This is a genomic window from Chryseobacillus diguaensis (genome assembly GCF_049220665.1).
Classification (GTDB): domain Bacteria; phylum Bacillota; class Bacilli; order Bacillales; family Bacillaceae; genus Metabacillus_B.
The window spans coordinates 114,330-140,333 of record NZ_JBMKNV010000002.1; the positions used below are offsets into that span (position 1 = coordinate 114,330).

The following is a 26,004-nucleotide window of genomic DNA, read 5'->3' on the forward strand; positions in this document are numbered from 1 at the left end:
GGAACTGCTTTGATTTCAGTCATTTTAGCATCCATTATTTTTATCCTCACTCTCGTCCTTATTATTTGGCAGCCGAGAAATCTATCGATCGGCTGGTCAGCATGCGGGGGGGCAATCTTTGCTCTGATTGCTGGGGTAGTTAAATTTCAGGATGTATTAGAAGTAACAGGCATTGTTTGGAATGCCACATTAACATTTATAGCTATTATTATTATTTCTTTAATTTTGGATGAAATTGGATTCTTTGAATGGTCTGCTCTGCATATGGCGAGATCCGCAAAAGGAAACGGCGTCAGGATGTTTGTTTACGTCAGTATTCTGGGAGCTGTTGTTTCAGCCTTTTTTGCAAATGACGGAGCAGCATTGATTTTGACTCCTATTGTCCTTGCGATGGTCAGAAATCTAAAGTTTGATGAAAAATGGGTGTTTCCATTTATTATTGCCAGCGGGTTTATTGCTGACACAACTTCTCTGCCTCTTGTTGTCAGCAATCTAGTAAATATTGTATCAGCTGACTTCTTTAAAATAGGATTTATTGAATATGCCGTTAAAATGATCGTGCCGAATTTTTTCTCGCTGGCCGCGAGCATTTTGGTGTTATATCTGTTTTTTAGAAAAAGTATTCCTAAGCATTATGATATTTCCAATATTAAAGAGCCGGGCACTGCTATCCGTGATCAAAAAATGTTTCACCTTTCATGGATCGTCCTTGCTGTCCTGCTTTTAGGTTACTTCATTAGCGAACTCTTTAGCATTCCAGTTTCCATCATTGCAGGAATTATTGCCATCTTCTTTTTATTAATGGCAAAAAGAAGCCCGGTTGTTGCTACAAAGGAAGTATTAAAAGGCGCCCCATGGTCAATTGTCTTTTTCTCGATAGGAATGTATGTCGTTGTATATGGACTAAAGAATGCAGGTTTAACAACTGTCCTGGCAGATCTTATCCAAATATTTGCTGATAAAGGGATGTTTGCTGGAACGATTGGAATGGGATTCATTGCAGCAATCCTTTCGTCCATCATGAATAACCTGCCAACTGTCATGATTGATGCGTTAGCCATCGCTGATACAGAAACCACAGGTGCAGTAAAAAATGCTTTAATCTATTCGAATGTCATCGGCTCTGATCTTGGTCCTAAAATTACCCCAATTGGTTCACTGGCCACATTGCTATGGCTGCATGTGTTAGCAGCAAAAGGTGTGAAAATTTCCTGGGGAACTTATTTTAAAACAGGAATCATTTTGACGATCCCGACGCTGTTTATTACACTTGTGGGACTTTATTTATGGCTAAAGATATTTTAATTGAATCAAGAAGGCCATTCTATTATTTTCGAAATTTTTAAAAGAAAAAATCTTATTTTAGAAAAAAGGAGTTATCAATATGTCTAAAAAATCACTATACTTTCTTTGTACAGGAAATTCATGCCGCAGCCAGATGGCAGAAGGATTTGGAAAGAAATATTTAAGCGATGAATGGGAAGTCCGCAGTGCAGGGATTGAAGCACACGGTTTAAATCCGAATGCAGTTGAGGTTATGAAGGAAGCAGGAGTAGATATTTCAAATCAGACCTCTGACATCATTGATCCGGAAATTTTGAATAAAGCTGATTTTGTTGTGACGCTTTGCGGTGATGCAGCTGACAAATGCCCAGTGACACCTCCGCGAGTGAAGCGCGATCACTGGGGATTTGATGATCCTGCTAAAGCAACGGGAACAGATGAAGAAAAAAGGGCTGCTTTCGAGCATGTGAGAGATGAGATTGAAAAACGCATCAGGCGTTTTGAAGAAACAGGGGAATAAAGTTCAATAAAGTACTATCTTACGCTGTCTGTAAGGAGCATATAATGAAGAGCATTGGAATAAAGCATTCCAATGCTCTTTTTATTCGTTCGAAAAATAATCAGCAGGATCTGTCTTGATGGTAAAATTAGTAAAAAGGAGGCTGTGTATGAAAACTCATTTCATAATAATTGTTATGCTGGTTTCCTTACTATGTATGGCAGGATGTGAAGGAACACCTCAATATAGCGGCAGCAGTGCTCATTGGAAAGGATACTATACTGTCAATTCCAATGATGATGTTGAGAACGGAAGGGGAACTCTTATTTATAAAGGGGAAAAACCTGAAAATATTAAAAAAGTGAAATGGTCGGTAACAGATAACACAAGTGAACAAAGCGGAGATGGAACCTTTACCGGAGCTATATCAATAAATGAAAGCAGTAATGGAGCAAAGCATCAAAAGGATGAACCCTTTCATGTCATCATTGAATGGGACGCCCAAAAAGAAACGTTTGATATGAAGCTTTCAAATTAAATGTAGATCATTCAATGGAGGCGATGAAATGAAATATTTAGGTCCTTTTCTCATTTTTATTGGTGTGGCCGGTTTTGGATTTTGGGTTTATGATTTTTTCACTGCTGAATTTGCACCAAAGTATTTCTGGGCAGGATTCGTTTCCATTCCGATCATTTTTGCTGGAAGTATTCTTTCAATGCCAGCCATTCAGCGCAGTATGCTGAAACAAAACGGGGATATTATAAGGGAACAGATAGACTAATGGGTGAAGGCCTAAGAGAAGAATTATCTGATTCCACTCAATTTTGTTCCAGCTGCGGGCACCAAACGGAGAAAACGGCAAAATTCTGTTCAGAATGCGGAGAATCTATGTAATTATCATACTTAGTCTAACCTTTTTTTATATACCCCACATCCTCAACAAGCTTCTGACCTTGAGGCCCTTTCATCCAGTTAAGGAAAGGAGTAATGGTTTTGTTTTTGTTGGACTTCAATGTAATGGCATATAGTGAAGCGGTGAACGGGTAGCTGCGACTTGAAATATTCTCAGGATCCGGTTTAACCCCATTGATCGCAAGCAGTTTGATGTTGGAACTATCTCGCATTCCTGTTGCAAAAAAGCGGAACGAGAAGCCGATGGCATTTTCAAAGTTCCGGTAGTCGGCAACCTGTTCAATAATGCCTCCCATTCCGGCAGGAACTTCTTCTTTCATTGGCTTGATAATCGGCTGATCCGCCATTATTTTTTCAAGAAGAGTTTGGCTTCCGGAATCTTCAGGACGCTGAAAGGCGACGATGCGATCAGACTTGCCGCCAAGCTGTGCCCAGTTTTTAATCCCTCCAGAATAAATCCCTTTTATATCAGAGACGCTTAGACTGTCAATTGGATTATGCTGATTAACAAAAAAGACAAACGCTTCTTTGCCAATTGGAGTCATGACAAGCTCCTTGCCTGCTTTTTTTGCCATTTCCCTTTGTTTCACGGAAGGCTCTGCACCGAAATAAATATCCACATCCTCAGAAAGCAAGCGTTCATAAGCATAAATGGTATTCGAAAAGGAAACAATGTCCTTTTGTTTAGAAACGTCTTTAATATTTTCATAGACTGCATTGGCAAAAGCGGAATACACCGGGAAAGCGGCTTCGGCTCCGTCTAGAACAGGCATCTGTTTAGGATTATTAATTGTAAAATCAGAACGATTTTTTAGTTTTGGGAGCTTGTTATCAGGATTGGAGACTTCATATAGCCTCAAATCAGTGCTCGAATAGCCTCCCCCGTAGGCGAACCCATAAGACGGCAGAACACTTTTGCTGCGCTGCCACTGGACTGCCCCTCCTGAGGCAAAAGCTAACAGAATGATTGAGAGGACAATAATTGAATTTTTGCGCGGGATTAAAAACCCCTTTTTTTGAAAAAGGATTTTGACCATCACCGGCACAAAAAAAGCCAGTTCAAACGACAAAGGAGCCCATAAAAAAATACGGCTTTCCCCTTCAATATTAGAAATAAAAAAGGCTGGTATAAACGGAAAATGAAGAAAGGAGTAAACGACCCAGCTCATATGACCAACATATCCGAATGAAACCATCATGCATACTGCCCATAATAAAGCGGTATAGGCGAGTGGAAGGGTGAACAGAGGAAAATCACTGGCCCTTAAGCTCCTTGCTTTCAGTATTCCGAAAAGAAGACCGCCTGCAATCAAAGCAATAAGAAAAGCAGGAAACGTACTCTCAATCCCTGCCAATAATAAAAAATAGCCTAACACGGAAAATCCAAATCCCGTTAACATCAGCTGCCAATAAAATTTTTTCAATCTATTGTTCTCCTTATGTATGATTAGTATGATTGTATCTTTATTAGTTATAATGAACAATGTGAAAATTGGATTGTTTTTCTATAAATGGATCATTTTATTATTCAAACAACCGTTTGACCGTTTCTAACGCATTTGCATATAATAGTCAAATATACGTTTGAATGAGTGGAGGATTTATAAGTGAGCCATGATATGTGTGAAATTTCCTGTGTTCATGAAGATAAAGTCAGCAGGGTGAAAGAAAACCTTCCTTTTCAGCAAATAGATCAAATGACTTCAATCTTTAAAGCTCTATCTGATCCGACCCGGATGAAAATAGCTTATGCTCTTTCTGTTGAGAAGGAACTATGTGTTTGTGATGCGGCAAGTATTGCGGATTCATCGACTGCCACAGCTTCCCATCATTTAAGATTGCTTCGCCAGCTTGGGTTAGCCAATTTTCGGAAAGAAGGAAAAATGGTTTATTACTCACTTGCTGATGAGAACGTCAAGCACTTGATTTTGCTTGCTTTTCAACAGAATAGTGAGGTGAATGAACGTGTCTGAAGCCGTTAGAGAAGAATTAGGAGAAAAACACGTTTATCGGGTTTCAGGTTTTACCTGTGCAGGATGTGCGAATAAATTCGAAAAAAATGTGGAAAAATTGGAGCATGTGATAGATGCGAAAGTGAATTTTGGCGCCTTGAAAATAACTGTCTATGGTGAAGCCTCAGTTCAGGAAATTGAACAGGCAGGGTCCTTTGAAAATATTAAAATTTTCCCTGAAAAACAGGCGGTGCTTTATGAAAAAGACCCCTTTTTAAAATGGTATGGCAGCCTGCTGATTTCGGCTTTTTTCCTAGTGACAGGGTTTTTATTTTACTATCTTTATGAAGAAAACAGCCCTCAGACCATTATCGCTTTTGCAGCATCCATTCTGATTGGGGGATATTCTCTTTTTAAAGCTGGACTGAAAAACCTGATCAAGCTGGATTTTGATATGAAGACATTGATGACGATTGCCATTATAGGAGCTGTCTTTATAGGTCAGTGGAGTGAAGGAGCCGTCGTTGTCATTTTATTTGCGATTAGTGAAGCTCTTGAATCTTTTTCAATGAAGAAAGCAAGGCAGTCTATTCGCTCACTGATGGATATTGCACCAAAAGAAGCGCTGATCCGAAGAAATGGCAAAGAGTTTACGGCTGAAGCAGACGATATTGAAATAAATGACGTCTTGATTGTGAAGCCCGGGCAAAAAATCGCTATGGATGGGATCGTAATAAAAGGCATTTCGGCTGTTAATCAGGCTGCTATTACGGGTGAATCCGTACCTGTGGAAAAAAAGGTAAATGACGCAGTATTTGCCGGCACCCTCAATGCAGAAGGATTATTAGAAGTAAATGTAACGAAACGGGCAGAGGACACAACGATTGCGAAAATTATTCATTTAGTTGAGGAAGCACAGGCCGAACGCGCGCCTTCTCAAGCCTTTATTGAAAAGTTTGCGAAATACTACACACCAATTATCATGGTCATTGCATTTCTTGTGGCCATTCTTCCACCATTATTCGGAACGGGATCCTTTCACACCTGGTTATATCAGGGGCTCTCTGTTCTTGTTGTAGGGTGCCCGTGTGCTCTCGTCATTTCTACGCCAATTTCGATTGTGACGGCAATCGGGAATGCTGCGAGAAACGGGGTTCTTATTAAGGGGGGCATCTATTTAGAGGAAATGGGAGCGTTAAGGGCGATTGCCTTTGATAAAACAGGAACCTTAACGAAAGGGACACCTGTTGTAACTGATTTCATTAATCTTGAAGAATCCCTAACTGATACAGAATTATTTTCTTGGCTTGCTGCTTTGGAGTACCGTTCCCAGCATCCGCTAGCTTCTGCCATTTTGAAAAAAGCAGAGCTTGAGCAAATTTCCTATAAGGATGTCATAGTAGAGAATTTCACTTCCATTACCGGGAGAGGCATTCAAGGGACGACAAATGGCGAAACTCTTTATATAGGTAGTCCTGCTTTATTTACGGAAAACCTTTCTATGAAACTCCCTTCTGTTTTACAGCTTCAGATCAGTGAGCTTCAGTCAGAGGGGAAAACCGTTATGGCTGCAGGAACGGCTGAGAAGCTGTTTGCTCTTTTTGCAGTAGCAGATGAAGTGAGGGAAAACAGTAAAATCGTTTTAGAGAAGCTGCAAGGATTGGGTATTGGAAAGACAATTATGCTGACAGGAGATAATGAAGCAACTGCAAGGGCGATCGGGAAAGAAACTGGTGTGACAGAAGTGCGCTCTCAATTGCTGCCTGAGGAAAAACTCAAGTTAGTGAAAGCTTTGAAGGCAGAATACAAAAAGGTGGCAATGGTAGGGGATGGAGTAAATGATGCTCCTGCACTCGCTGCATCTTCAGTAGGCATTGCTATGGGCGGTGCAGGGACAGATACAGCACTTGAAACAGCCGATGTCGCATTAATGGGCGACAACCTAAGCAAGCTGCCGTTTACAATCAAGCTCAGCAAAAAAGCACTGGCGATTATTAAGCAAAACATTACGTTTTCGATTGGAATCAAATTGGCGGCCTTGCTGCTTGTCATTCCAGGATGGCTGACACTATGGATCGCTATTTTTGCGGATATGGGAGCTACATTAATCGTAACATTAAACAGTCTCCGTTTATTGAGGGTGAGGGATCGATAGAAAAGAAGATCCCATAAGGATTACGAAATCATTTGAAGAAGGAGATTAAGGATAATCCACAAGAGAATAGGGAGGCAGAGGCATTGTAGTGCAAAACCCCATCCCCGTTTATCCTTTACTAAGAGGAAACGATCTGTAAGAAAGAACAAAAAGGCCGCAAAAAGGCTTAACCACCATAAAATAAGGCCGAAAAATAGATGGAGTACCAATGATACGATCACTTCTCCATTTTTTCCAATATGTTTTTGAAAAATGTGAGAAATCAAATCGCTAATGAGAGAAGTTATCGTACCGTAAATAATGATAACCGGGAAACTATATATCAAATAGCCAACTGTTAGGGCAGAAAAATTTTGTACGATTCTGCTGGACAAATCGATATTTTCACCAAAAGGATTGGGCCAAACTATAGCGAGCAGTATAGAAAATAAACTTACTGAAATGGCAGCGGCAGCAATTTTTCTGGAAAACATAAGGTTCAGTTTGGCTGCAAAAGACATGTTTTCCCCTGCCTTCTTAGATATTATCATTAAGGTACCACAATTATCCTTCAAAAGGAGCAAATAAATGGATATTCAAAAAGCAATCGCTGATAGACGAACAATTAAAAAATTTAAGCAGGATTCCATAGACGAGAGTTTAGTTGTAAGCTTGCTTGAAAAAGCAAAAATGGCTCCAAATCATAGAATGACTGAGCCTTGGAACATCCTTTTTATAGGAAAGGAAACAAGAGTTGAATTAAAACATAAAACAGATTTTGGCGGAGCCCCTATTGTGTTTGCTATTACTTCGAGCCATGGAAAAACAGAAGTGGAACACTCTGAGAACCTTGCGGCAACAGCGTGTTTTATCCAGAATTTTCTGCTCTTAGCGTGGGCTGAAGGAATAGGCGCCTTTTGGTCTTCAATGGGAGCCTCTCAAGCTGTAAAAGAGAAGCTGCAAGTGCCTGCAGATGCTGATATTACAGGAATTTTAGCTATAGGCTATCCTGAAGAAATTCCTGCAGCGAAAGAGCGGGCTGACATTCAAACAAAAATCAGCTATTTAAAATAATTGTTCAGACACAAGTTTAAGAAAAATCAGAGAAGAATGTCTGATGGATAAGACCGGGGTTAACAGACAAACAGTTAAAAAAGCAGTGCCTCATCAGATGAGATGGGGCACTGCTTTTTACCATTCATTTAAGGAAAGAAAAGGTTAATGCACCGGAGAAATGAAAAAAAGATGCATATATTCCTAACGAAAGCTGTCCAGCTCCAGCGCCTAACTTAATGAGAAGCTGATTTTAAGTTTAAGAGAACCACACCAATTATAATCAGCGTGACACCAGCAACGTTGTATACATTCAATTTTTCCTTCCAAATTAAAACACCAATAACAGCTGTGACAGCCGTCCCGACTCCTGACCAAATGGCGTAGGCAATACTTAAGGGCAGTCCTTTTAAAGATAATGATTAAGCTGTAAAAGAAACGCCAAATCCGATGAGGACACCAAGACTTGGCAGCAGTTTTGTAAAACCGTCAGAAGCTTTCAGCATGGATGTGCCAAATAACTCAGAAGCAATAGCTACCGCAAGATATAGATATTCCTTCATCCCTTTTCTCCTTTCCAGAGCATTATGCCTATCTTTTACTTTACCAGTTTTATTTCGAATAGTTAAAGTTTGAATGGAAAATGACTAGGGAAGCTATCCTATAGAAACCTTGTGGGAGGGAGATAAATTGATGAGCTACAGAAGGGGTATTGAAGCAAGCCTGCAGTGTGCTGAAGCATGCAACCAGTGCTACGTTCAATGTGTGGAAGAGGGATCTTCTATGAAAGAATGCATCCGATTAAACAGGGAATGTGCTGATTTCTGTATGATGGCTGTGAAAGCGATGCAGACAGAAAGTCCATTTGCCCGTGAGATCTTAAAGCTTTGCGCTGAGATTTGCAGAGCGTGTCAGGATGAATGTGAGAAGCATGATCACGATCATTGCAGAAGGTGTGCGGAGGCATGCAAGCATTGTGCCGAGGCTTGTTATGATATGGCTGCATAAGGAGAAGGGGGAGCTGTCCAGAAAGGGCGGTTCTTTTTTTCTTCAAGCTTGCTTTTAGCTGTAAATGCTTTACTTTGAACAGTGCATAAAAGCATGATTCGGGCATAATGACTTATTTTCATGTATAATTATTATTGATTAGGCTTACTCCCCCTTTTTTTAAGCCGCAAGCAATTCTTTTATCTTAACTCCAGATGACAAAGACCGCGAAGCCTTTTTTTTAGCAAACCAAAAATCCCCTTATTTTTTAGGATGCCATTATTTCAAATCCTATGAGTAAAAAACGTTCACCTTCACATGATAAAAAACAGAGAGGAGAATGAGTTTGGAAGAAATGACAGAAATTATGGGGCGTAAAGTCCAGCATCGATCAGAATCAAAGCTGAAGTTATTAAGAAGGTTATTTTTCCTGACATTTGGAGCTATTTTAATGGCTGTCGGGCTTGAGATCTTCTTAATACCAAACAAAGTTATTGATGGGGGAATTACCGGTATATCCATCATGCTCTCTCATATAACTGGATGGTCACTTGGTGTATTTCTGTTCATCTTAAATTTGCCTTTTTTCTTTATGGGCTATAAGCAGATTGGAAAAACTTTTGCATTTTCCACCCTATATGGAATTGTCGTTTTATCTGTCGCTACAGTATTTTTGCATCCCGTACCAAGCTTAACGAATGATGTTCTGTTAGCAACGGTTTTTGGTGGAATTACGATCGGTGTCGGTGTCGGCATTGTGATACGTACAGGCGGTTCCCTTGATGGAACCGAGATTTTGGCCATATTGGTGAATCAGAAAATTCCGTTTTCTGTAGGGGAAACGATTATGTTCCTGAACCTTTTTATCTTAGGAGCAGCAGGATTTGTATTTGGATGGGATCGCGCCATGTATTCCCTGATCGCCTATTTCATTGCCTATAAAACCATTGATGTGGTTATTCAAGGGCTTGATGAATCAAAATCCGTATGGATTATCAGCGAAAATTATCAGGAAATAGGTGATGCGATCCTTGCAAGGCTCGGCAGGGGTGTAACTTATTTGAACGGTGAAGGAGCCTATACAGGAGATGATAAAAGGGTCATCTTTTGTGTCATCACCCGTCTTGAAGAAGCAAAACTGAAATCGATTATTGAAGACCATGATCCATCTGCCTTCCTGGCAGTTGCGGGGATCAATGAAGTGCGCGGGGGACGATTTAAAAAGAAGGATATCCATTAAGCTTGACTGTAGTGGAAGGCACTCTTTTTTAGAGTGTCTTTTTTTTGTATACAGAAACAAGTTCTCCATATAGGAAAGGAAGTGGCTGAAATGGATTTACAGCTTACAGGAAAAAGAGTGCTGATTACGGGTTCAACTGCAGGAATTGGAAAAGGAACAGCCGAGCAGTTCTTGAAAGAAGGAGCTGAAGTCCTTGTTAATGGCCGTTCAGAGGAGAGAGTTGGACAAATAGTCGAGGATTTATCCAAATATGGAAAGGTTGAAGGAATTGCAGCTGATTTGAGGATCGATTTAATACCAGCGCTTAGGCCTTGGCCTAAGCGTTTCTTCGTTTAAAACAACTCAAAAAAGGGCACCAATAAGAACCGAAAGTTGTTGCACTTTTGATGGATTCCTGCAATACTATATATATGAACATATATTCATATAAGGAGATGAAACCATGGGACATTCACATGATCATCACCATCATGGGCACAGCCATAACCATGGTCATAATGCCAATAAGAAGGCCTTGTTCAGTTCATTTATAATCATTTTCTTATTTATGATTGTAGAAGTAGTTGGAGGCTTTGTGACGAACAGCCTTGCGCTTTTATCCGATGCTGGTCACATGCTAAGTGATGCAGCAGCTCTTGGATTAAGTGTGCTCGCTATGATTTTCGGACAAAAAGGAACCTCTTCAAGCAAAACGTTTGGATATAAAAGGTTTGAAATATTAGCCGCTTTTCTTAATGGGCTAGCACTCATCGTGATTTCTCTTATCATTTTCTGGGAAGCTTTTCACAGGCTGCTTGCACCACCTCAGGTAATCAGTTCAGGTATGCTGATGATTTCGATTATCGGTCTGGTTATTAATATTGCAGCGGCGTATATTTTAATGAAAGGTGACAAAGATGAGAACTTGAATGTCAGAAGTGCTTTTCTTCATGTCATTGGCGATATGCTCGGATCTGTCGGAGCCATTATCGCTGCATTGCTAATCATGTTTTTCGGCTGGTCATTGGCTGACCCGCTCGCAAGCATCATCGTTGCCTTACTTGTTTTAGTAAGCGGATATAGGGTTACAATGGACTCCATTCACATTTTAATGGAAGGCGTACCGCCGAATATCGATATTGAAAAGGTGAAAGAAACACTCTTGAAGCTGCCGGAAGTTTTGAAAGTTCATGATCTTCATGTGTGGTCGGTAACATCGGATTTTCCAGCATTAAGCTGCCATATTGTCGTTGAATCCGAACTAGACAATCAGCTTCTGCAAAAGAAAATGAAAAAAGTGCTTCACGACGAATTTCATCTGGAGCATACAACCATTCAAATTGACGTGGACGGAGAGCAGTGCTGTAAAGATGAACACTGTAACTGATGGGAAGGACCTGAATAGGGTCCTTTTTGTATTTTATACATTTTGGCATCAAAATAGAGGCTATAAATGAGTTATTGAAAGAATATTAGGTTTTCAATGGAGATGATGAATGGGGTTCTTTAGGTTAAGAGCGGAATAGGAGACTTTATAAACGCATTGGAACTACTGAAGAGCGGAAATTTTGATATATGAGTGGTTGTTTAACGAATAATTAACGCGAATTACCATGTTATGCACGGGATTCGAGAGTTTATGCACGGGATTCCATAGTTTATGCACACGTTCTAAGAGCTTATGCACAGGATTTCTTGGATGTGAACAGCTATTTCCTTTTATGCACTGCTTTTCCCCGATGTGCACAGCTATTTCGTACAATCCCTCTTACAAGCACAGCTCCAATTTACAGCTCTATGACAATCAAATGCTGCAGCTCATAAAAAACCCTTCAAGTATGGCGAGCATGATCAATTGACATCTTAAGCAGGTCTATAACATGCTCATCGTCATGTGAATAGTAGATGGTTGTTCCTTCTCTGCGTGATTTAACGAGTCTTAGGTTTTTTAAAAACCGCAGCTGGTGGGAAACGGTTGTCTGCAATAGGGACAGACTTTCTGCAATATCATTAACAGAATGTTCTCCGTCAAATAACAAATGCAGGATACGGAGGCGTGTTGGTTCGGACAACGCTTTAAAGGTTTGCGAAACGATAAAGAGCGTTTCTTCATCCATTTCACTGTTGTTCATCAAATCTTTCTCTTCTTCCATTATTTTAAATGCTCCTTTCGATCTTTCCTTTATTTATTATATCGGATTATCCTCAAAAATCACGGATAACCTGCTTACACTGTCTTGTATAAAAACCTCTTCAATCTGAAATCATACAATATGTAGAAAACCTCGTTAAAGTTTGCCATAACCAATAAATTTTGAAGCATTTAAAAGTGTTTGTTAGTCGTTAAAACCATTGGCAGGCGCAACAATCTTGCTCTAGACCCACCCGGATACCGTTTGGTAAGATGACAAAGTATTTTATAGTGAGATGGAGTAGGATAAAAATGAGGGAAACCATTGCGAAAAAAATTGCCTGGATTAGCGTCTGGAGCAATGTTATTTTAACGCTTGGAAAATTATTTGCCGGCTGGATTGGACATTCGGATGCAGTCTTTGCTGATGGTATACATAGTTCGGCAGATGTCGTCGCTTCTGTTATTGTTCTTTTAGTCATTAAACTTGCGAATAAACCTGCTGATGCGGAACACCCATACGGTCATGGAAAAGCTGAAGTTGTGGTTTCAGGTGTTATTGGCCTTTTATTATTTATCATTTCAATCTATATCGTTTATGAAGGCATCTCTGGACTTTTCCATCCAATTGAATCGCCAAGCCTGATTGCTATGGGGGTTGCGATCATCTCCTATGCTGCTAAAGAGTATTTGTATAGATCCTCTATAAAGGTAGCCAAACAGCATAACAGCAAAGCCATTGAAGCTGTCGCTTTAGACCATAAAGCCGATATTGTTGCATCAATTGCAGCAGCCATTGGGGTTTTATTATCTGTTCTGGGTGATAAACTTCATATTCATCTTCTTCTTTACGGTGATAAGGCAGCCAGTATTTTTGTCGCTTACTTAATTTTTAAAATTTCGAAGGAAATGCTATCTGAAGCATTTGATATTCTGCTTGAACGGAACATTGATGTCGAAACCCTTGGTGACTATAAAAGAATCATATCTGGATTCACAGAGGTTAAACGAATTGACCAGCTCCGTGCAAGAGAACATGGCCACTATGTTCTAGTGGATATTAGAATATCGATTGACCATGAAAAAACCATAAAAGAAGGACACGATTTATCAAGGGAAATTAAAGTAAAACTCATGGAAGAACATGACAATATTGAAGAAGTACTGATTCATTTGAATCCTTATTATGAATGATAAGCGAACGCCCTTTATCCAAAGGGTGTTTTTTTATATTAATCATTTCACCTTCCTTCCACACAAATCCCATCTTCTGACACAAATGATTTTGAACGCAAACTGTGAGATGGAAATTTTTATAGAATCCAAAAAACAAAGGTACAGGGTCTCCCCTGTACCTTTTACATGGTTTCTTCTGTTTTCTTTCCAGCTCTTAATCTCTTAACATCATCCTTCAAAAAGATGTAAAGAGCAGGGAGGATAAATAGGACAAAACCGATTTTCTCCAGTACTTCGCCGCCGTCCTCATATAGTTTTACAAGGCTCTCACCGAACATTTCTGCTCCAAGGAAAATCAGAACGACACCTAGAACTTTAAACAATATCGATAAATTTAGTTTTACTGCTGTTTTGAAGATCGCAACAGCCACAAGTACCGCAATAAGAATGCCAAGCAGGTTTCCTAACACTAAGCTTCCTGCATTATGTGAAATTTGAGTCAGGTTAAAGATCATCAGTTCAAGTCCTTCACGGAATACAGAGAGGAAGGCAAGGACGAAGAGTCCAATTCTTGAAGAATTAGAAGATACTTTAGTAGTAACAGATGCTGAAACATCGCCATTTCTGTGCAGCCAAAGAATAAAGTAGGCAATTAATCCGGACGCTAGCAGCATCATAATGCCTTCAAACAGTTCCTTTGAGCCGCTTTCCATTTCTTTAGCGCCGGAAAATCCGATAAATCCACCGACAACACTAACGATTAGACCTATGAGTGCTCCTAAATAAACCGAAGATTTCAGGTCATTCCGGTTGATTTTTGTTGTATGTATTAAAATGATACCGATAATTAACGCTGCTTCGAGTCCTTCACGAAGAGAAAGGATTAAACTTGACCACATAATTTGACCGCCCCTTAATTTATTTAAATGAAATCCATTCTCAATACAATGATATTGATAATTATTCTCACTGTCAATAATTATTTTTATTCTCTGAAGAGGTTACTCAAGTTAAGCTACTCTATTAATATGCAGAAAAGATTTAGGAGAAATAAAGAAAAAGCACATATTTGGAGAATTAGACAGGAATGAGAGAATAGCTCAGCTTTTTTTCTCATAAAAAAGACCATCCAGCAAGATGGTCCTAATAGGGGGAGTTATTTATTTTTTGTTAAGAAATATAGGAACCACACTGCATGGTTCTGTTCATCCGCAGCAAATCTTCTGAATTGCCTCCGGATATAAGGATCCTGGGCAGTATCAGCGATTCTGTTATAGAAATCAACGGTTTCCTGCTCATCCTTAATTGCTGCATTCAGCCCTGCAACATAATCAGTTGCGCATTCTTCGGTCAGTTGGGGATTAGGCTGCTTGCCGGTCAGGTTTGTATAGATTTGGGAGATTCCTGCATAATGGTTTTTTTCATCTTCCCTTATTTCTAAAATCGTCTTTTTCTCGTATTCATCCTTTGCCATTTCAGCCAGTTTTTCATAGCAGGTGATGGCCGAATATTGTCCGTTTAAAGCTTTTTCCAAATCCTTCAAAATCTGCTCGGATGGAGCAACACGATAGTAAGTATAGTACATAGAATGGTGCCTCCTCTTTATAATATCAATTCATTTATATGCAGGAAAAAGGAGTAACAGTACAACCAAAACAAGTGGTTAAAATTCCACCTTAAACGTGAGTATATTGTCTGAACTTTTATGAAAATCATTCATTTGGTTTTAACTTTCGCCACACAGGAAATAAGGCACATATAATGCTTGTTAGGGAGGGCTATACATGTTTGGATGGAAGGATATCCCAACGTTCTTTTGGGCATTTTTTCTTGTGCTGCCGCTTGTCGCGATTGTTCATCAAATGGGGCATACGCTATTTGCCTTATTGTTTGGAGGGAAAGGAAGTTTTACGGTTGGAAGAGGGAGAACCTTGCTGAAGGTGGGAGTTGTAAAAATAAAGCATCTCTATTTTTTAGATTCTTTTTGTGAGTACGAAGGGCTGAAATTTATTAATAAATTTACTCATGCGCTGGTTTATTTAGGCGGCCCCTTATTTAATTTGCTTTCTGTGCTGCTGATAAACTCAATGATCAGTGATCATATTTGGGAGCCGAACGCGTTTTTCTATCAATTTTCCTATTTTTCGGTATACTTCGTTTTTTTTGCTCTTCTGCCTGTCAAATATGCCAAAAATCATTCCAGCGATGGAAGAGCGATATACGATGTTTTAAAATACGGGAGAACATGCGATACGTTTGATTAATGCTTTCATAATGAATTCTCTTTCAGGCAATACTATCTGTAACATACGTGAATGGGAGATAATAAAGTGGAAATATTGTGGAATTCGTTATTAATCTTTGTTTTTGGCTATACCTTTTTACGCTTAACCGGCAAAAAGGCCGTTTCCCAAATGCACAGCTTCGACCTTTTGTTCATTATTGTCGTTAGTAACGTGATCAGTCAGCCTGTCCAATTAAAAAATGTTTGGCTGGCATTATTTGCAACTCTTATTTTTGTCGTACTGTACAAGTTGTTCATGTACATCTCCCTGAATAACAAATTAAGATGGGTCCTTTATGAAAGCCCGACTGTTTTAATCAGAAACGGGGATATCGACCGGAAAGGACTGAGAAAAGTGAGAATCCCCGTTGATGAATTGCTTGCACAGCTCAGGGTAAAAGGGTATACAGATACGAAAAATATAGCGATTGCTTGTTTGGAGGATTCAGGACAAATCAGCGTTATCCCGAAATCCGATTATCGCCCTGTACAGCCAAAGGATCTTAAGCTGAAAATAAAAAGAGAATACATTCCGATCCCGGTCGTTATGGACGGACAAATTCTCGATCACAACTTAAAGTATCTTAAACTTGACCGCCAGTGGCTGATGAAGAAGCTGAAGCGAAAAGGAGAAGAGCTGGATAAAATTATCCTCGCCACGATTACAGAAGCAGGCGATGTTAGCGTTGATAACAACAATGTACACAACGGGGGCAAGGATCCCTATTCCTATAAACCTGGTGAGGATAATTAGTTTTTGGATCTCTTAAATACACTTTCGACATGAATGCTGTCTGCTGTAAGGGGGGTATTTCAGAGCTGAATTTGAAAGCCGGTTAAAAGCCTGTTAAGTAAACAATTGCAATGATCAGATGGCGAGATGTTTAATAAATATATCCGATACGAATAGAACCATTTCAAAAATGCCTATCGTTTGACTGCTCCTGGCAAATCAGTAGAATGATAAGTGAATTGAATAGTCATTAAAGTATTCTAGGGTTCCGCAGCTTTAGCTGGTCTGTGACCGAGAGAAAACGCGCAGTTTACTGCGTTCACGGAAGGATAAAAGCCTGGGAGGATGTCGAAAATAAGATATCTTTCTGAGGCTTTTTTATTTTTCTTAAGCTAAAAAAGGAAAAGAAGGAGAAAAATATGGCATGGATACTTCTTGTGATCGCAGGAATATTTGAGGTGGTATGGGCGATCGGGCTGAAATATACCAATGGTTTCACAAAGCTTATACCCTCCATCATTACAATCGTTGGAATGGTGATCAGCGTGTACCTGCTATCTTTGGCAGCCAAAACATTGCCGATTGGCACAGCATATACAATCTGGACGGGAATCGGCGCTGCAGGCGCAGTGATTATGGGGATACTTTTATTTAATGAGCCGAGAACGCTGCTAAGGCTTTCCTTCCTGTTACTTGTGATCATCGGAATCATTGGCTTGAAAGTAACTTCCTCACACTGAAAATTTTCCTTGCAGACTTTTTCCAAAATGGTAAAATAGATAAAATTGGAAAAGGAACTGATAGCTGGGGGGATTTTCAGTGATAAGGCAGTTAACAGAAAAAGACCACGAGCAGTGTATGAATTTTGTCAGCCAAAAGGCAGCGGAGAACTTGTTTATTATTGGGGATATTGAAGCTTATGGCTATGAGCAGCCTTTTCAAAAAATCTGGGGAGAGTTTGATAGCAATGGGGAGCTTAAAGCCGTTCTGCTCAAATATGAAGCAAACTATCTTCCGTTTGCTTCAGGGAGATTTAATGCGGAAGCATTCTCTGAAATTATGAAGAATGATCCTGACTGGAAGATGCTTTCTGGCCTTGAAGAGGTAACCGCACAGCTTGAGCCGCATCTTGTTTTTAATGAAGAAAAGAAGAAGAAACTTTATTATGCAAAGTGCAGCAGTTTAATTGCTGATCCGGAACTTTCCTTAAGGGAGGTGTAGCGGCTGCAAAGCTTGATGATGTGGAACGGATTCTGGAGCTGACTGGAGCCATTCCTGAATTTAGCTCCAATGAATCTCCTGAAAGCAAAAGAAGGAATATGGAAAAAGGGACAGCAAGAACCTATTTCATAGAAGAAGATAGAAGACTTGTCTCTTCAGCTTCAACAGCTGCTGAAAATACGCTTTCTGCTATGGTTGTCGGTGTATGCACGCTTGAAGACTACAAACAAAAAGGCTATGCTACTAAATGCATGCAAAAGCTTTGTACAGATGTCCTCTCAGAAGGAAAAGAACTTTGTCTATTTTACGATAATCCTAAAGCAGAAAGTATTTACAAAAGGCTTGGATTTGAAAACATAGGCAGATGGACGATGTATTCTTTATAAATGGCTTTCTTTTGAAGGTGTCTGTAGTGGAACAAGTAAATGATCGTTGGAAAAAGGTATCATCCTTGATGGAATGATACCTTTTACTTATTTGCAAACCAAGCCTTAGACAAGAGGCTGATACCCATACGAATTTCTTCTTCAGTCAGCCTTCCAAACCCAAGCAGCACCATCGGAGCAGCTGCCTTCTTTGACTCATAATAAATCGAAACAGGAAACACCTTCACACCTTTTTTTTCAGCCCGATTGATTAATTCTTCCTCTGTCAATCCATTACTGATTTCAATTAAAATATGCAAGCCAGATTTCTCACCAATTACTCTTGCATCAGGCATATATTTTTCAAGTGCTGAAAGCAAAACAGTACGTTTTTTTCTGTAAACCGTTCTCATTCTGTTTAGGTGTCTCTCCCATGCACCACTTTTGATAAAGCTTGCAAGTGCTGCCTGGTCAATTCGTGAAACTGTTTGTTTGAAGGAAAGCAATTGTTCTTCAAATCTATGAACAAGCTTTTCTGGAAGGATCAGATAACTGATTCTCATAGAAGGTAGCAAGGATTTTGAAAAGGTTCCCAAATAGATTACCTTTCCATTCTGATCCATTCCTTGAAGTGATGGAATAGGTCTTCCCATATAACGGTATTCCCCGTCATAGTCATCTTCAATGATATAACGGCTTTCCCTTTCATTCGCCCAACGGAGCAATTCCATCCGTCTTGAAACAGGCATAATCATTCCCATTGGGAATTGGTGGGAGGGGGTAATATAAACAGCAGAAGCCTCTGTTTTTTCGAGATCATTCACTTTCAGGCCTGATTCATCGACGGAAACAAATGATACCTTTTTTTTGCTAAAAATCTGCCGAACCCGATAATAGCCAGGGTCTTCGATTGCATAGGTTCTTTCCCCGAATAGCTCTATTAGCCGCTCTATTAAAACTTGGGTACCAGAGCTGATGATAATCTGTTCTGGCTTACAGCGGACTCCTCGTGAATGATAAAGATGGTTCGCAATTTCACGGGTTAATTCAGGCTCGCCTTTCGGTGGTCCAATATGGAATAGCTCCTGCCTATTTAAGGCCTGCCAATAGTTTTTCTTCCATTCCTGAAGAGGAAAGTGTGCTGCATCGATCGTTTGATCAAAAATTAAAGAACTTTTCTTAAAAGTGACTGGAGATTGCTGTTCTGACAGAGGTGCGCCCTGAACAGCCAAATCGTTTTCAGCCTGAAGCGCAAACCAGCCTTTTCTTGGAACAGATTGAATATAGCCCTCAGCTTCGAGCTGCTGATAGCCAGCTTCAATTGTATTCATGCTGACAGACAGAGCGGAAGCCATTTTTCGCTTCGAAGGCAGCTTTACCCCTGCAGGAATATTTCCAGATAGTATATCGCGTTTTATTTTTTTATACAGCTGAAAATACAGCGGACTTTTATTATCAAAATGAATAGTGAGTTCAAGCATTCCTTATCTCCTTTTATAGCGCTTGTGCTTTTCTAATCTGATACCTATTATTTTAACAAAACTGGCACTTTTAACGGTGCCAAATTTCCCTTATTCTAGAAAAAAAGTTTTCTAAAGGGGAATGGATTTATGGAGAAGATAAGGGATTTAAAAGGGGAAAGAGAATGGCTTGAAGCGTTCCAAGTAATGAAGCAGCTCAGACTGCATTTGGATGAAGAGGAATTTTTAGCATTAGTAAAATTGGCAGAGGAAAAAGAAGAGTATCAAATTTCGGTACTCGAAGCTGATCACGAAATCGTCTGTGTGATTGGCTATATGCCGATGATTACTCTCTATTACGGCAGGTATCTTTGGGTTTGTGATTTGGTCACAGATTCCAAGCATCGTTCAAAAGGCTATGGGGAAAAACTGTTGAATTGTATCGAAGAAAGAGCGAGGAAAAAGGGTTTTGATGGCATAGCCTTAAGTTCAGCATTTCAGCGGATTGAAGCTCACCGGTTTTATGAAGAAAAAATGGGCTTTGATAAAGTGAGTTATTCTTTTAAGAAAGGATTTTGAAAGAATTGAAGGATAAATTTAAGCCGATTTATGAATTAAATGAGCAGCATTTAGAGGAATTGCTTTCGCTTTTCCAATTGGAGTGGTGGACTAAGGATCGAACTCTAGATGAAATAGAAACCAAGGTTAAAAATAGCCTGATTGTTGCATTGATTCATGAAGAAACAGGTGAGCTTGCTGGTTTTGCAAGGGCTCTGACAGACAATGTATTCCGTGCATTTATCTATAATGTAATCATTAAAGAAACCTGCAGGAAAAAAGGGTAGGACAGCAGCTAATGGCCACAGTCATGCAGCATCCGAATATAAAAAATGCTGAAAGAGTTGAACTCTATTGCAAGGAAAACAATGTCTCTTATTATGAAAAGCTTGGTTTTACTGATGAAGTAAACGGGAGTAAATTAATGAGGCTGAAAAAAAACGCTTGGTCACGATAAGACCAAGCGTTTTTCCAATGTAATAATTTTTCTTAGAAAATACATAATGTCTCGCTTATTTACAAAAAGGTAAAAAAATTTACATATTTTTTGTAGTTCTGACTGGAAGTTTCAGATAGACTTTTGGTAGATATGTTACTAGCTTGATAGAAATTTATTTTTTTAGGAGGAGAAAAATACGAATGACCAAAAGGAAAATGATAAAAACTGGTTTCGCTCTTACCCTCGCTTCAGCAGCATTTGTGTCCGCTAATCCTGCTCAGGCAGCTCAGAAAAACAGTGCAGATCAGCTCACAGCAGAAGCAGAACTGTCTTCAGAGTTGCTCAGTTCTTATTACATCAATACAAATCTATCGGTTTCCTCTGCTTTTCTAAATAAATACAATGAGACAAAGGAAAAGATTGCTGCAGCCAAAAAGGCGGTTTCTAAAGTATTCAATGCAACGCTGAAACGCCAGCTCACTGACCGTCTCCATCGAACAGATATGATGCAGCTTCGTGCAGCCCGGTTTATTGATGCGGTTCATTATGGAGAGCGCCTTCACACAACAACTAGCACGTATCGAGGTCTTTTTGATAGCCGTGCAGATGACAAGATGAGAAAAATGTATGATACACTTCGCCAAGAAAGAAGAACGTTTGAGAAGATTGCAAGCAAAGTAGCCGGTTCATCCATCCGCAAAGCGTTCGGAAAAAAGTACACTGTGCCAGCTAAGCTAGCTGAAGAAATCACCGCTTATGAATTAACCCGCTATGATATACATAAAAAAGCACTGCAGGAAATCACCGCTCAAAAGCCGGAGGAAGCGAAAAAGCTGGTGAAAAAAATCGTCCGTCTTAAAGCGGAAGGTATGGGGGTAAAAGAAACCCTTCTGAAAATGTATCCTGAAAACACGGACTTAAAAAAAGATCTGGCACGAATTTCAGCAAATATAGAAACACAGCTTATGAAAGAACAGGCAGCCATTGAGGAAAGCCTCAAACCAAAGCAGAATTTTGACCTTGAAGTCCTTCATACAAATGATACACATGCCCATCTGGACAATATCGCAAGACGAATGACAGCGATTAAAGAAATGAGAACAAAGGTGGAAAATTCACTGCTTCTTGACGCGGGGGATGTGTTCTCAGGAACGCTTTACTTTAATGAATTTAAAGGTCAAGCAGACCTCGACTTTATGAATCTGGCTGGATATGATGCGATGACATTTGGGAATCATGAATTTGACCTGGGCACCCAGCCTCTTTCAAGCTTTGTAAGAAATGCAAAGTTCCCGTTCGTCAGTGCCAACGTTAATTTCTCAAAGGATGCTAATATGAAGGATCGCTTCACAGACAGCGTATCTTCCGCTCCGAAGGATGGCAATATTTACAGTGCAGTCGTAAAGGAAATCAATGGTGAAAAAGTGGGGATCTTTGGTTTAACAACAGCTGAAACGGAAACGATCTCGAGCCCCGGAAAAGATATCAGCTTTGAAAATTACATTGCAGAAGCGAAAAAAGCAGTCCAGCAGCTAAAGGAACAAGGAGTGAATAAGATCGTTGCCCTGACTCATATCGGCTTCCAGGACGGCGGCGGTGACAATGACGTTACGCTTGCGAAAGAGGTAGAGGGAATTGATGTCATTGTAGGCGGACATTCTCATACACTTTTAAGTGCGCCAGTCATTGACCAAACAGGAGATGAGCCGACGGTCATTGTGCAGGCGAACGAATACAGCAAATACCTTGGCGTCCTAAATGTAGAATTTGATCCAAACGGTAAAGTGATTAAACAGGATGGCAAGCTATTGGATTTAGATCAAAAAGTGAATAATGAGTATGTGTATAAAGATGATGAGCAGGCTGCTGATTTGCTTGCCTCAAAATACAAACCAGCTATTGATGCGAAACAAAAGCAGGTAGTAGGACAGGCTGGGGCACCTCTTGATGGTGAAAGAGCAAACGTGCGTGTGAAAGAAACAAATCTTGGCAACCTTATCTCGGATGGCATGCTTGCGAAAGCAAAAACAATCAACCCCAATACGGTTATTGCCCTTCAAAATGGCGGGGGGATCCGTGCATCCATTGACAGCGGGGATATTACTATGGGTGAGATCCTGACTGTTATGCCATTTGGCAACTCCTTAGCCATCATGAAACTGACTGGGGATGAAATCAAAGCAGCATTGGAGCATAGTGCAGAAGCGGCTCCGGAGCTTGCAGGGGGCTTTCTTCAGGTGTCCGGAATGAAATTTTCATATGATAGCTCAAAGCCAGCTGGACAAAGAGTACAAAAGATAGAAGTGAAGGAAGACGGAAAAACGTTTACAGCACTTGACCCGAAAAAGGAATATTTCGTTGCGACTAATACGTTTACAGCAGCAGGCGGAGACAATTACACCATGTTCAAAAAAGCTTATGATGAAGGAAGAGTGAGTGAGCCAGGCTTTGTTGATTGGGAAATGTTTAAAGATTACCTTCAGGCGAATCCAAACGTGAAACCTGTTGTTGAAGGAAGAATTACGGATTTAGCTGCAGGAAAGTAACCTAAATAAAACCCTTCAGGAAACTGTATCCTGAAGGGTTTTGCTTTTTGCAGAAGGATTAATCCAAACCATACAAAATCCGGTCAGCCATAGGCATTCATGGAATCGCCTTTTAAGATTGAAGGATACTTAAACGATCATTAAAGAAGAATATGATAAGTAAAAAGGATGATCCGTTTATAATCTTTACCCTATAGGAAAGACAGGAGGCTCACCGCACGCCCCGCGGAAAGCGAAGAATCCTGGAGTGGAAATTAACCCGGTCAATTTAACAAAGGCATCCTTTAAAGACTTTTTCAGTGGCCTCGTTCAATACAGAGATCGTCTTCTTAAGGCTGCTTAACCTTTTTTATTCGTGTCCATGACAAAGGGTACAGATTATTTAATGGACCACCCTTTTTTTAATCAACGATATTTTCGCAGAGATTGTTCCTTTTCGTACAAGCTGTTATCACGCATATATTCTAGCTACGGGGAATCTTTTTTAAAGTTCTAGCCTATAGATGGTTTGTTGGATTAAATTTAGGTTCATTAGCAACAAAGTTTAAGAAAAGAGCTTTAATAAAAGAGCCTTAGTCAAAAAGTCTTTTCAGCTGTTTTTCTTTAGTCCTCTTCATGTTCGCGAAGCTTATGATTGATTTCCTCAGCATCTTTTAAATAAGAGGTGCTGTGCCCCGCTTGTAATGCCCAGGCATAAAAGGCAATGGCCACAAGTGTGATAAGGATCATATCCCATCCATAATGAATGAAGTTAAGTCCGCCGAATTGTTCACTGCCCATCCATGAGATCATCATCATGACGAGAAGATAGCAAACCATCCAGATACCTGCTTTGAAATTCCGCTTAAAGCCAGCAAATTTATCTCTTGCCTGATAATAAAAGTAAACAGGAAGACCAATCAAAATAATGAGCAGAACTTGTCCTGTCAGCGGCCAGCGTGCCCAGTACAGCGTTAGCGAAGCGAAGATAAAGCCAAGCGGCGCTATAATATGCATCCCTTTAATCTTAGCAGGCCTGTACAAGTGGCTGGCGGTTTTTCTCAATGTCATAACTGTAACAGGACCAGTAATATAGGAAATTAAGGTTGCAACAGAGATAATTTCAGCAAGAGAGCCCCAGCCTCTAAAGACAAATAGGAAAATAAAGCAGATAATCAGGTTGAAAAACATCGCCCCGCGAGGCACTTTAAAAATAGGGTGCAGCTTTCCGAATGCTTTTGGCATATAGCCGTTATTTTCCATTCCGTAAATCATGCGGGCTGTCGTTGCTGTATACGTTGTACCAGTTCCAGACGGCGATACAAATGCGTCCAAATACAAAAGAATCATCAGCCAGTTAATATTGAGTGCAAGAGCAAGATCAGCAAATGGGGAGCTGAAGCTTAAAGATTCCCAACCTTTTTCTACATCTTTTGGATCAACTGCTCCGATAAAAGCAATTTGAAGGAAGACGTAAATGACAGTCGCCACCAGTACAGATCCAATAACAGCGATCGGTATGGCTTTCGATGGATTTTTGGCCTCCCCGGCCATATTAATCGGGCTTTGGAACCCGTTGAAGGCAAATATAATTCCGGACGTAGCAACTGCCGTCAATACCCCTGACCAGCCATAAGGAGCAAACCCTCCGTGGCCTCCAGTGAAATTATCTCCATGCCATCCAACGACAATAAGTGCGATAATCGTTGACCCTGGAATGATGACTTTGAAAATAGTGATCAGCGTGTTGGCCTTTGAAAAAATGCTTACCGCCCAGAAATTAAGCAGAAAATAAATAATGACGAGCACTGCTGCTGATAGTAAACCAGGCAGTGTCAAAGACTCTCCCTTTACAAGTGTATGTGTCCATTTGGCCCATTCCCAAGGCCATGAACTCATATACTGAATCGATGCAATCGCTTCAACAGGAATAACCGAAACGATGGCAATCCAGTTTGCCCATGCAGCAAGGAAACCGACAAAAGAGCCATGGGAATATTGTGTGTATTTTACCATTCCCCCTGCCTCAGGGAACATTGAGCCAAGCTCTGTATACGTTAAAGCGATCGTTAAAATGACAACCATCCCGATAAGCCAGGCAAAAATGGCTGCCGGTCCCGCAATCTTTGCTGCTTTCCAAGCACCAAAAAGCCACCCTGAACCAATAATAGAACCCAGTCCTGTCATTGTCAGGGCGATGTATCCCATATTTCGATGCATTTTTTCCAATTCGTGCACTCCCCTTAGACAAAAAATTAAGAATAATAAAACCGTAATATAGTTGACCATGGATTACAAGCGTTTACATTGTACTGAAATATTTATATATGAGTATAAACTTTTTGTAATACATGTGCAAATACCGATGTATAAGTATTCCCGAACCCTAAAAAAATAAAACAGCTTTTTACAAATATAATATTACTGAATATTCTGGAACTGAATAATCGGCTATTTTTGGCTGCCTATAAGAAGAAATTTATCCTTTTAGATTTGAGGTTTTTCATTTTTTAGAAATTGTAAGGAAGGAATTAAAAGATTCGAAAATCTTTAATTCAGATCGAGACTGAACCAGTGACGTCAAATCGATAATCAGCTTGATCAAACAATCAATTAAAAGTGATCCATTGTCTAATTCGCGGTTTTTACTGCTTTATAGTTATATTATGGGCTGTTACCATTTAAAAATTTTTTTCGACTATTTTGCTCCATTTTATCCGGACGATGGTTGCTCCCTTTTATTTTTCTTGTTAAAAAACCTTATTTCTAGCGGTTTCGACAGTATGACTTATGGTTGATAGCCAGCTTGTCCACAACTTTCGTCAAAAAATTAGGTCTTAGGTTTTATTTACTTAATTTTCAGAAAACTTTATGATATCCAAAAGGAGGGGAGAGAAATGGGAAAAGGAAGAATTCGAGTGGAAGAGCGTATAAAAACTGAAACGGATCAGGAAATGTACAAAGCCACCCTTATTGAGTCAAACACGAAAAAGGACCAATAATGTTCCCCCATTGAATCCCGATACTTAAGCTTTAGAAGAAATGAAGAATACTTATTGGTAAGCTGCCGA

At 39.9% G+C, this 26,004-nt stretch carries 30 protein-coding genes, 1 pseudogene and 1 riboswitch; of the genes and pseudogenes, 23 read left to right on the forward strand and 8 right to left on the reverse strand.

Annotated features, from left to right (window positions below; all coding sequences use genetic code 11):
- The first annotated feature begins 9 nt into the window (after positions 1 to 9).
- From ACOT8F_RS03355 to ACOT8F_RS03375, 5 genes are all read left to right on the forward strand, one after another.
- Positions 10 to 1,305 carry an arsenic transporter gene (locus ACOT8F_RS03355; RefSeq protein WP_421650137.1) on the forward strand — a complete coding sequence of 432 codons (1,296 nt, stop codon included), beginning with the start codon at positions 10 to 12 and terminating at the stop codon, positions 1,303 to 1,305.
- Positions 1,306 to 1,384: 79 nt separating this feature from the next.
- Entirely contained in the window at positions 1,385 to 1,804 is a 420-nt protein-coding gene (gene arsC / locus ACOT8F_RS03360; RefSeq protein WP_421650138.1) for an arsenate reductase (thioredoxin), read from the forward strand.
- A 148-nt stretch (positions 1,805 to 1,952) separates the two neighbouring features.
- A complete protein-coding gene (locus tag ACOT8F_RS03365; RefSeq protein WP_421650139.1) occupies positions 1,953 to 2,321 on the forward strand; it encodes a hypothetical protein in 369 nt (122 codons plus the stop codon).
- 28 nt (positions 2,322 to 2,349) lie between these two features.
- Positions 2,350 to 2,565: a hypothetical protein gene (locus ACOT8F_RS03370; protein ID WP_421650140.1), complete on the forward strand. Its 216-nt coding sequence runs from the start codon at positions 2,350 to 2,352 to the stop codon at positions 2,563 to 2,565.
- Entirely contained in the window at positions 2,565 to 2,678 is a 114-nt protein-coding gene (locus ACOT8F_RS03375) for a zinc-ribbon domain-containing protein (protein ID WP_421650141.1), read from the forward strand. Before ACOT8F_RS03370 ends, ACOT8F_RS03375 begins: the two co-directional genes overlap by 1 nt.
- Positions 2,679 to 2,692: 14 nt before the next feature.
- Here the strand turns inward: ACOT8F_RS03375 and ACOT8F_RS03380 are convergent, their stop codons facing one another.
- Positions 2,693 to 4,120 carry a PstS family phosphate ABC transporter substrate-binding protein gene (locus ACOT8F_RS03380; RefSeq protein ID WP_421650142.1) on the reverse strand — a complete coding sequence of 476 codons (1,428 nt, stop codon included), beginning with the start codon at positions 4,118 to 4,120 and terminating at the stop codon, positions 2,693 to 2,695.
- A 183-nt stretch (positions 4,121 to 4,303) separates the two neighbouring features.
- Here ACOT8F_RS03380 and ACOT8F_RS03385 point away from each other — a divergent pair, with 183 nt between their 5' ends.
- Both ACOT8F_RS03385 and ACOT8F_RS03390 read left to right on the forward strand, forming a co-directional pair.
- The gene (locus ACOT8F_RS03385) at positions 4,304 to 4,669 is read left to right on the forward strand and encodes an ArsR/SmtB family transcription factor (protein ID WP_421650143.1); all 366 of its coding nucleotides are present in this window, start codon (positions 4,304 to 4,306) and stop codon (positions 4,667 to 4,669) included.
- The gene (locus ACOT8F_RS03390; protein WP_421650144.1) at positions 4,656 to 6,803 is read left to right on the forward strand and encodes a heavy metal translocating P-type ATPase; all 2,148 of its coding nucleotides are present in this window, start codon (positions 4,656 to 4,658) and stop codon (positions 6,801 to 6,803) included. Before ACOT8F_RS03385 ends, ACOT8F_RS03390 begins: the two co-directional genes overlap by 14 nt.
- Before the next feature lie 20 nt (positions 6,804 to 6,823).
- Here the strand turns inward: ACOT8F_RS03390 and ACOT8F_RS03395 are convergent, their stop codons facing one another.
- Positions 6,824 to 7,303 (reverse strand): hypothetical protein, encoded by a 480-nt coding sequence (locus tag ACOT8F_RS03395; protein ID WP_421650145.1) that lies wholly within the window; start codon positions 7,301 to 7,303, stop codon positions 6,824 to 6,826.
- A 67-nt stretch (positions 7,304 to 7,370) separates the two neighbouring features.
- Here ACOT8F_RS03395 and ACOT8F_RS03400 point away from each other — a divergent pair, with 67 nt between their 5' ends.
- Positions 7,371 to 7,856: a nitroreductase family protein gene (locus ACOT8F_RS03400; protein ID WP_421650146.1), complete on the forward strand. Its 486-nt coding sequence runs from the start codon at positions 7,371 to 7,373 to the stop codon at positions 7,854 to 7,856.
- Positions 7,857 to 8,071: 215 nt separating this feature from the next.
- Here the strand turns inward: ACOT8F_RS03400 and ACOT8F_RS03405 are convergent.
- Positions 8,072 to 8,398, reverse strand: a pseudogene (locus ACOT8F_RS03405) (DMT family transporter).
- Between the two features lie 130 nt (positions 8,399 to 8,528).
- Here ACOT8F_RS03405 and ACOT8F_RS03410 point away from each other — a divergent pair.
- The 4 genes from ACOT8F_RS03410 to ACOT8F_RS03425 all read left to right on the forward strand — a co-directional run bounded on the left by ACOT8F_RS03410 (position 8,529) and on the right by ACOT8F_RS03425 (position 11,428).
- The gene (locus ACOT8F_RS03410) at positions 8,529 to 8,843 is read left to right on the forward strand and encodes a four-helix bundle copper-binding protein (RefSeq protein WP_421650147.1); all 315 of its coding nucleotides are present in this window, start codon (positions 8,529 to 8,531) and stop codon (positions 8,841 to 8,843) included.
- A gap of 334 nt (positions 8,844 to 9,177) precedes the next feature.
- Complete coding sequence (locus tag ACOT8F_RS03415; RefSeq protein ID WP_421650474.1) at positions 9,178 to 10,062, forward strand: YitT family protein; 885 nt, start codon at positions 9,178 to 9,180, stop codon at positions 10,060 to 10,062.
- 90 nt (positions 10,063 to 10,152) lie between these two features.
- Complete coding sequence (locus ACOT8F_RS03420; RefSeq protein ID WP_421650148.1) at positions 10,153 to 10,398, forward strand: SDR family NAD(P)-dependent oxidoreductase; 246 nt, start codon at positions 10,153 to 10,155, stop codon at positions 10,396 to 10,398.
- Positions 10,399 to 10,504: 106 nt separating this feature from the next.
- Positions 10,505 to 11,428 carry a cation diffusion facilitator family transporter gene (locus tag ACOT8F_RS03425; protein ID WP_421650149.1) on the forward strand — a complete coding sequence of 308 codons (924 nt, stop codon included), beginning with the start codon at positions 10,505 to 10,507 and terminating at the stop codon, positions 11,426 to 11,428.
- A 445-nt stretch (positions 11,429 to 11,873) separates the two neighbouring features.
- Here the strand turns inward: ACOT8F_RS03425 and ACOT8F_RS03430 are convergent, their stop codons facing one another.
- A complete protein-coding gene (locus tag ACOT8F_RS03430) occupies positions 11,874 to 12,194 on the reverse strand; it encodes an ArsR/SmtB family transcription factor (RefSeq protein WP_421650150.1) in 321 nt (106 codons plus the stop codon).
- Positions 12,195 to 12,484: 290 nt separating this feature from the next.
- Here ACOT8F_RS03430 and ACOT8F_RS03435 point away from each other — a divergent pair, with 290 nt between their 5' ends.
- Positions 12,485 to 13,366 carry a cation diffusion facilitator family transporter gene (locus tag ACOT8F_RS03435; RefSeq protein WP_421650151.1) on the forward strand — a complete coding sequence of 294 codons (882 nt, stop codon included), beginning with the start codon at positions 12,485 to 12,487 and terminating at the stop codon, positions 13,364 to 13,366.
- A gap of 164 nt (positions 13,367 to 13,530) precedes the next feature.
- On the opposite strand, the gene ACOT8F_RS03440 is transcribed toward ACOT8F_RS03435, so the two are convergent.
- Both ACOT8F_RS03440 and ACOT8F_RS03445 read right to left on the reverse strand, forming a co-directional pair.
- Complete coding sequence (locus ACOT8F_RS03440; protein ID WP_421650152.1) at positions 13,531 to 14,247, reverse strand: FTR1 family iron permease; 717 nt, start codon at positions 14,245 to 14,247, stop codon at positions 13,531 to 13,533.
- A gap of 257 nt (positions 14,248 to 14,504) precedes the next feature.
- Positions 14,505 to 14,933, reverse strand: coding sequence for a ferritin-like domain-containing protein (locus ACOT8F_RS03445; RefSeq protein WP_421650153.1), 429 nt, complete (start codon positions 14,931 to 14,933; stop codon positions 14,505 to 14,507).
- 199 nt (positions 14,934 to 15,132) lie between these two features.
- On the opposite strand from ACOT8F_RS03445, the gene ACOT8F_RS03450 reads away from it, so the two are divergent.
- From ACOT8F_RS03450 to ACOT8F_RS03470, 5 genes are all read left to right on the forward strand, one after another.
- Positions 15,133 to 15,612, forward strand: a complete 480-nt coding sequence (locus tag ACOT8F_RS03450; RefSeq protein WP_421650154.1) for an RIP metalloprotease — start codon at positions 15,133 to 15,135, stop codon at positions 15,610 to 15,612.
- A gap of 66 nt (positions 15,613 to 15,678) precedes the next feature.
- Positions 15,679 to 16,386, forward strand: coding sequence for a DUF421 domain-containing protein (locus ACOT8F_RS03455; RefSeq protein WP_421650155.1), 708 nt, complete (start codon positions 15,679 to 15,681; stop codon positions 16,384 to 16,386).
- Between the two features lie 228 nt (positions 16,387 to 16,614).
- Positions 16,615 to 16,711, forward strand: a riboswitch (guanidine-I (ykkC/yxkD leader).
- Positions 16,712 to 16,784: 73 nt separating this feature from the next.
- Positions 16,785 to 17,105, forward strand: a complete 321-nt coding sequence (gene sugE / locus ACOT8F_RS03460; RefSeq protein ID WP_421650156.1) for a quaternary ammonium compound efflux SMR transporter SugE — start codon at positions 16,785 to 16,787, stop codon at positions 17,103 to 17,105.
- A 79-nt stretch (positions 17,106 to 17,184) separates the two neighbouring features.
- Positions 17,185 to 17,586, forward strand: a complete 402-nt coding sequence (locus ACOT8F_RS03465) for a hypothetical protein (protein ID WP_421650157.1) — start codon at positions 17,185 to 17,187, stop codon at positions 17,584 to 17,586.
- 20 nt (positions 17,587 to 17,606) lie between these two features.
- Positions 17,607 to 17,972, forward strand: coding sequence for a GNAT family N-acetyltransferase (locus ACOT8F_RS03470; RefSeq protein ID WP_421650159.1), 366 nt, complete (start codon positions 17,607 to 17,609; stop codon positions 17,970 to 17,972).
- 83 nt (positions 17,973 to 18,055) lie between these two features.
- On the opposite strand, the gene pdxR is transcribed toward ACOT8F_RS03470, so the two are convergent.
- Positions 18,056 to 19,432: a MocR-like pyridoxine biosynthesis transcription factor PdxR gene (gene pdxR, locus ACOT8F_RS03475; protein ID WP_421650160.1), complete on the reverse strand. Its 1,377-nt coding sequence runs from the start codon at positions 19,430 to 19,432 to the stop codon at positions 18,056 to 18,058.
- A gap of 129 nt (positions 19,433 to 19,561) precedes the next feature.
- Between pdxR and ACOT8F_RS03480 the strand changes: the two genes are divergently transcribed.
- The 4 genes from ACOT8F_RS03480 (at position 19,562) to ACOT8F_RS03495 (ending at position 22,954) form a co-directional block, all read left to right on the forward strand.
- Positions 19,562 to 19,990 carry a GNAT family N-acetyltransferase gene (locus ACOT8F_RS03480; protein WP_421650161.1) on the forward strand — a complete coding sequence of 143 codons (429 nt, stop codon included), beginning with the start codon at positions 19,562 to 19,564 and terminating at the stop codon, positions 19,988 to 19,990.
- Positions 19,991 to 19,995: 5 nt separating this feature from the next.
- On the forward strand, positions 19,996 to 20,256 hold the full coding sequence (locus tag ACOT8F_RS03485; RefSeq protein ID WP_421650162.1) for a GNAT family N-acetyltransferase: 261 nt from the start codon (positions 19,996 to 19,998) through the stop codon (positions 20,254 to 20,256).
- A gap of 11 nt (positions 20,257 to 20,267) precedes the next feature.
- On the forward strand, positions 20,268 to 20,426 hold the full coding sequence (locus ACOT8F_RS03490; RefSeq protein WP_421650163.1) for a hypothetical protein: 159 nt from the start codon (positions 20,268 to 20,270) through the stop codon (positions 20,424 to 20,426).
- Positions 20,427 to 20,608: 182 nt separating this feature from the next.
- A complete protein-coding gene (locus tag ACOT8F_RS03495) occupies positions 20,609 to 22,954 on the forward strand; it encodes a 5'-nucleotidase C-terminal domain-containing protein (protein WP_421650164.1) in 2,346 nt (781 codons plus the stop codon).
- A 603-nt stretch (positions 22,955 to 23,557) separates the two neighbouring features.
- Here ACOT8F_RS03495 and aimA read toward each other — a convergent pair.
- Positions 23,558 to 25,153 carry a glutamate/serine transporter AimA gene (aimA, locus tag ACOT8F_RS03500; RefSeq protein ID WP_421650475.1) on the reverse strand — a complete coding sequence of 532 codons (1,596 nt, stop codon included), beginning with the start codon at positions 25,151 to 25,153 and terminating at the stop codon, positions 23,558 to 23,560.
- Positions 25,154 to 25,830: 677 nt separating this feature from the next.
- On the opposite strand from aimA, the gene ACOT8F_RS03505 reads away from it, so the two are divergent.
- A complete protein-coding gene (locus tag ACOT8F_RS03505) occupies positions 25,831 to 25,935 on the forward strand; it encodes a YhdX family protein (RefSeq protein WP_421650165.1) in 105 nt (34 codons plus the stop codon).
- The last annotated feature ends 69 nt before the right edge of the window (positions 25,936 to 26,004 follow it).

Bases quoted from the DNA above. Each gene is read 5' to 3' on its own strand.
- arsC (WP_421650138.1), top strand. From the start codon at position 1,385: ATGTCTAAAAAATCACTATACTTTCTTTGTACAGGAAATTCATGCCGC.
- ACOT8F_RS03365 (WP_421650139.1), top strand. From the start codon at position 1,953: ATGAAAACTCATTTCATAATAATTGTTATGCTGGTTTCCTTACTATGT.
- ACOT8F_RS03370 (WP_421650140.1), top strand. From the start codon at position 2,350: ATGAAATATTTAGGTCCTTTTCTCATTTTTATTGGTGTGGCCGGTTTT.
- ACOT8F_RS03375 (WP_421650141.1), top strand. From the start codon at position 2,565: ATGGGTGAAGGCCTAAGAGAAGAATTATCTGATTCCACTCAATTTTGT.
- ACOT8F_RS03390 (WP_421650144.1), top strand. From the start codon at position 4,656: ATGAACGTGTCTGAAGCCGTTAGAGAAGAATTAGGAGAAAAACACGTT.
- ACOT8F_RS03395 (WP_421650145.1), bottom strand. From the start codon at position 7,303: ATGTCTTTTGCAGCCAAACTGAACCTTATGTTTTCCAGAAAAATTGCT.
- ACOT8F_RS03400 (WP_421650146.1), top strand. From the start codon at position 7,371: ATGGATATTCAAAAAGCAATCGCTGATAGACGAACAATTAAAAAATTT.
- ACOT8F_RS03410 (WP_421650147.1), top strand. From the start codon at position 8,529: ATGAGCTACAGAAGGGGTATTGAAGCAAGCCTGCAGTGTGCTGAAGCA.
- ACOT8F_RS03415 (WP_421650474.1), top strand. From the start codon at position 9,178: ATGACAGAAATTATGGGGCGTAAAGTCCAGCATCGATCAGAATCAAAG.
- ACOT8F_RS03420 (WP_421650148.1), top strand. From the start codon at position 10,153: ATGGATTTACAGCTTACAGGAAAAAGAGTGCTGATTACGGGTTCAACT.
- ACOT8F_RS03425 (WP_421650149.1), top strand. From the start codon at position 10,505: ATGGGACATTCACATGATCATCACCATCATGGGCACAGCCATAACCAT.
- ACOT8F_RS03430 (WP_421650150.1), bottom strand. From the start codon at position 12,194: ATGGAAGAAGAGAAAGATTTGATGAACAACAGTGAAATGGATGAAGAA.
- ACOT8F_RS03435 (WP_421650151.1), top strand. From the start codon at position 12,485: ATGAGGGAAACCATTGCGAAAAAAATTGCCTGGATTAGCGTCTGGAGC.
- ACOT8F_RS03440 (WP_421650152.1), bottom strand. From the start codon at position 14,247: ATGTGGTCAAGTTTAATCCTTTCTCTTCGTGAAGGACTCGAAGCAGCG.
- ACOT8F_RS03445 (WP_421650153.1), bottom strand. From the start codon at position 14,933: ATGTACTATACTTACTATCGTGTTGCTCCATCCGAGCAGATTTTGAAG.
- ACOT8F_RS03450 (WP_421650154.1), top strand. From the start codon at position 15,133: ATGTTTGGATGGAAGGATATCCCAACGTTCTTTTGGGCATTTTTTCTT.
- sugE (WP_421650156.1), top strand. From the start codon at position 16,785: ATGGCATGGATACTTCTTGTGATCGCAGGAATATTTGAGGTGGTATGG.
- pdxR (WP_421650160.1), bottom strand. From the start codon at position 19,432: ATGCTTGAACTCACTATTCATTTTGATAATAAAAGTCCGCTGTATTTT.
- ACOT8F_RS03480 (WP_421650161.1), top strand. From the start codon at position 19,562: ATGGAGAAGATAAGGGATTTAAAAGGGGAAAGAGAATGGCTTGAAGCG.
- ACOT8F_RS03490 (WP_421650163.1), top strand. From the start codon at position 20,268: ATGGCCACAGTCATGCAGCATCCGAATATAAAAAATGCTGAAAGAGTT.
- ACOT8F_RS03495 (WP_421650164.1), top strand. From the start codon at position 20,609: ATGACCAAAAGGAAAATGATAAAAACTGGTTTCGCTCTTACCCTCGCT.
- aimA (WP_421650475.1), bottom strand. From the start codon at position 25,153: ATGCATCGAAATATGGGATACATCGCCCTGACAATGACAGGACTGGGT.
- ACOT8F_RS03505 (WP_421650165.1), top strand. From the start codon at position 25,831: ATGGGAAAAGGAAGAATTCGAGTGGAAGAGCGTATAAAAACTGAAACG.